This window comes from Treponema sp. UBA7570 (assembly GCA_002477955.1).
Classification (GTDB): Bacteria; Spirochaetota; Spirochaetia; order Treponematales; family Treponemataceae; genus Treponema_D.
This window is the reverse complement of record DLLE01000005.1, coordinates 1-460: the sequence shown is the minus strand read 5'-3', so window position 1 is coordinate 460 and position 460 is coordinate 1. Positions and strand designations below refer to the sequence as shown.

Annotated in this window: 1 protein-coding gene; it reads right to left on the bottom strand. The window is 46.5% G+C overall.

The window, feature by feature from the left end; translation table 11 throughout:
- Positions 1-460: alanine--tRNA ligase-related protein (locus B4N75_RS00420; protein ID WP_296706288.1), on the bottom strand; the 460-nt coding region annotated here is incomplete at both ends.

Here is a 460-nt window from a genome sequence, read left to right as displayed (position 1 = left end):
TCCGGACCGCAAGGACCAGTCGGACCCGCCGCCCACCAGTTGTCTTCCGCTGAAAGATAAGCGATTTTGTCTTCCGGCATTCCATTCGCTTTCCAAGCGTCGGCTGCCTCCTCATCGCGCGGAGCATTCTCATCGCCTGCAAAAACCGTAACAGAAATTTTTCTTGGATCAAGACCGAGCCATTTCGGGCTTGTCAAAAATTCGTATGAAAAAGCGATTGAATCTTTCTTAAAATAATCTCCAAGAGACCAGTTTCCGAGCATTTCAAAAAAAGTAAGGTGGCTCGGATCTCCAACCTCGTCAATATCACCTGTGCGCACGCATTTCTGATAATCAGTAAGACGAGTTCCCGCCGGATGTTTTTCACCAAGAAGATAAGGAACAAGCGGATGCATTCCCGCAGTTGTGAACAAAACAGAAGGGTCATTTTCTGGAATTAAAGACTGACCAGAAATTTCAA